At 61.0% G+C, this 3,638-nt stretch carries 1 protein-coding gene and 1 pseudogene; both read right to left on the reverse strand.

The features are described from left to right. Positions 1 to 760 precede the first annotated feature (760 nt). Complete coding sequence (locus N5096_RS00990; protein ID WP_267662480.1) at positions 761 to 2,419, reverse strand: histidine kinase N-terminal 7TM domain-containing protein; 1,659 nt, start codon at positions 2,417 to 2,419, stop codon at positions 761 to 763. A 550-nt stretch (positions 2,420 to 2,969) separates the two neighbouring features. Further along, a pseudogene (locus N5096_RS00995) lies at positions 2,970 to 3,569 on the reverse strand (ISH3 family transposase); the annotation flags it as partial. Between the last annotated feature and the right edge of the window lie 69 nt (positions 3,570 to 3,638).

Genomic DNA, 3,638 nt, shown 5'->3' on the forward strand with positions numbered 1-3,638 from the left:
AATCGATTTCCTCGGCTTCGTCCTTCTACTCCGTGATATAAGCCGATTAGATCGCTATTCAACACAGCAGTTCTGATAGCCGTGTAAGATACAGGGCGCATATCGGGCGTAAGCCCGGCGGTCGCCCAGCCGCGGCGGAGCGCCGCGCGTCACCGACTCCTACCCCGTATACTCGATCTACGAGGTTTGGGACGGTGCCGACCAGTATCGCGTTCGTACAGAGGTGCCGGCGACCGGCGCGAGTCTCACGTTGCCAGTCGAACTCGCGAATACCGAGAGCGACGACCCAGGGGCGGCAATCAGACTTGTGGTCAGCGGCGGGGAGTTTGGTGTGTTCCTGAATGAGCAGACGTGCCGACTCGACACCAATTCTTCTTTTATGTGGTGACGACCTCTTTGTAGAGCGAGGACTACCCCCACATTACACAGTTTCTGCAGTCGTTGATATTGGGGCTAGCGCGCACGCATCGGCCGGTCGGCTGAACCGACCGACCCGCAGGTCGACCCGTCGGAAACATCCGCGACGATGACCGAACGTAATCTCATCGAAGCCGCCGTCGTCGCCACCGGCTGAAGCAGCCAAGGGCACCGTGTGACGGTCGCCTCCGGTCGATGACGATTCGATACCGACCACGTCACCGGACCGCTGTTTGGTTCGCGCCCTATCGGAGCCGGAGTCGAGTCCGAACAACCCACGGACATCGTATACGCTGCCGGTTGATCCAGCGAGAGAATCCCGCCGTTCACTGCGGGAAGGACGTCATTGGCGTGGTATGCGGATCGTAGCCGTCGTTCCCCCGGTGTCGCTCTCGAAGCTTAATGAGGCTCCAGAACGCTCGATTACCGAGTCGACGACCCATAAGCCCACACCGATCCCGTGCTCCAACGATGTTTCTCTACCCTGGTCCCGAACGGCCAGCTCCTGTTCCGGTATTCCCGGGCCGTTATCGGTGATGCTCACCGCGACCTCGTCGTCGGTCTCCGTAAGTACCACCTCTACCGCGGGGTCCGCGGCGGTGTTGTGCTCTGCAGCGTTCTCTACGAGGTTGTTCAGTGCTAGCCTTATCGACGGGAGTGTCTCGACGGGACACGAATTGGGCAGCCGGTCGCTGAATGCGACTTCCGGATACGTCTCCCGATGCGTCTCGAGCAGCTGCTCGACCGTCGCGGCGAGGTCGACCGTGGTCGGGCTCTCGTCGCTCTCGATGAGCTGTTCGACAGCGCGGGTCTTCGAGCTGATCGAGAGGAGTCTGTCGGCGCTCGAAACGGTGGTTTCCGCCAGTCGTGCGCGTCGCCCTTCGAGCTCAACCAGCAACTGCTCGTTCTGTGCTTTGATGATATCGAGTTCGTTGCGGATGTTGTGGCGGAGAACCCGTGACTGGACCTGACTCAGCAGGTCGAGCTCACGCTCGCGTTGTTTCAACTGCGTGACCTCTCGAAACACGATGACACGAGCAAGGGGGCTGTCACCTCGGCCGTTGATTTCGGAGACGGTGAGGCTGAAGTCGCGCCTGCGTCCCCCGTGGGTCACCGCGATCGTCCCCTCGGTGCCGGTTTTGAGCCGCTCGACGAGGTCCGGGAACGGTTGGAAGAACGACCCGACGGTCACGTTCTGGTAGCCCGAGTCGACATCCGAGAGGTCCCGTGCAGCGGGGTTCGCGTCGATCACTCGCCCCTCGGTGTCGATCGCTACAACCGGGTCGCTCATGCTGCGTAAGGCGCGGCTGCGGCTGACCGAGACGAGGTCGAGGAAGTCGGCTCTGAGCACCGCCCAGCCGATGCCCAGTGTCATCACGACGAACCCCAGCGCTGTCCAGTTGAGCGAGGTGATGCCGAGCAGGTGCAGTACGTTCAGCGCGAGCGGCGGCACGATACAGGCCAGGAGTAGCCCGCTCTGCGTCCGACGCGCGTCGGTGGTCTCGAGAACGTCAGAGAACAGTAATCCACAGGCGGCCAAGATGAGTCCATACATACAGAGGATGTGGACGATGTTCAGCGGGAGCGGGAGTACGAACAGCGGCTCCGACTGCCGAAGGTAGATCGGCGAAAAGAATAGATGGTGGAGTGGGTCGGTGAGCGCGAGGGTCTGTACAATCGTGAAATAGCTTCCCCCCGCGGCGAACACCCGTCGGTCCGGGACGATGGTCTCCGTATGCTCGCCGACGGTGACGAGCCACCCGAACCCGAGCAGGACTCCCGCGGCCACGTACAGGTTGTTCACAGCGTATACGGCCCAATCCGGAAGCGGAGTCGTGAGGGGGGCGACCCCGAGCGAAAACAGACTCGCACCAAGTGCGACCATGATCAGGCCGGTCGCTCCCGGTTTGTCGCGGTTTCGGAGGGCTGGAATCACGACCAGCAGCGACAGGACCGCGCCCAGCAGAGATATGACAACGAATCGAAACTGAGGCGACAGCATCACTCGTGATATACTGACGAGCTTCCGCTACGATAGGTTTGCGGTGCACGTTATCGGCCGGACGGCCGGCTTCGGACCGTGGACCACGGACGGGTGGTGAACGGCCTCAACGACCGGCCGGTCGACACGGCTCGAAGCGGGCCGAGGCGCGTCGGCCCACACGCCCGCTGGCGCCGATCCAGTTATTCGGGCGGAGTGATGTGATTCAGCAAACCAGCGGACGGACATCACCCTAACGGAGCGGTTCGAGATTAAGAAGCGACGGATTTGTAGACTGGTCTTCCGATCAGGACTAGGCCTAAGATGCCGAATATAAGTGGTAGAGGGCTACTCTTTTTCTTAAGATACGATTTTGAGGGCGAACCTCAGTTGATCACATCGACAGCCGCGTAATCTCGTCTGATTCCGGTGAATCAGATCGAACTGGTCGTGAAGCGTCTTCGAAGCGCTGGTGAGAGTGATCTTTGGGATGGATCGTCGCTGTCGGCGGCGGACTGCCGCCGACGCGACAGCGTCGCCACTCACGACCGCTGTCCGGACCGGTGGACAGCTACCGGAAGAACCGGTCGTCGAGTGACTGGTTCGCTGGAACAGACCTACGCACACCAAGTGCTGTCCAAGCTGCGCGAAGCGTCATTTCGCAGAACTCCGTGAACGACCAGTTCCAGAGGCGGCGCCCCCCGCGGCGGGGCGCCGCCACGTACTTCCAGTGGAGATATCGCCAGCTATTCTGGAGCAGCAGACTCACCACAAACATCACGAGCCGTAGCCCAGCGTCCTGAGAACTGGTGAATGCGAGGCTCTGCTTGGCTAACCGGTAGCTCGACTCGATGCCGAAGCGCTTGCTGTAGTGTTCTCGGGCATCCCGTGGCGTGTCGATAAACGGCGCGTCAGCGGCGTAGCCGTGACGCGCCACCCCGTGTTCGTCGTATCGTCCCTGCTGGTAGACGCAATCGATGAACACGGGGAAAGTCACCTCGCCGGCGAGATCGTGTTCGATCTCGCGGCTCCAGCCTCTGTTGAGTTCGTCTTGAATCGTCTCGCCCCACTTGACAATCGGCATGACGTAGGCGTAGTTGTGCGTGGACAGCAGTCCGAGGCAGGTACTGTTGTAGAATCCACGATCGAGGTAGACGGCCTTGACGCTGAGGTGCCTTGTTGAACGCAAGACTGCGTCGGGGTGGGGTCGATAATTCACGGTTTTACCGCGTCAGAGACC

Origin of the sequence: Halorubrum yunnanense (assembly GCF_026586675.1) — an archaeon.
In the GTDB taxonomy this organism is placed as follows: Archaea; Halobacteriota; Halobacteria; order Halobacteriales; family Haloferacaceae; genus Halorubrum; species Halorubrum yunnanense.

Excerpts from the sequence above, each read along its gene's own strand:
- N5096_RS00990 (WP_267662480.1), bottom strand. The coding sequence starts at position 2,419 with ATGCTGTCGCCTCAGTTTCGATTCGTTGTCATATCTCTGCTGGGCGCG.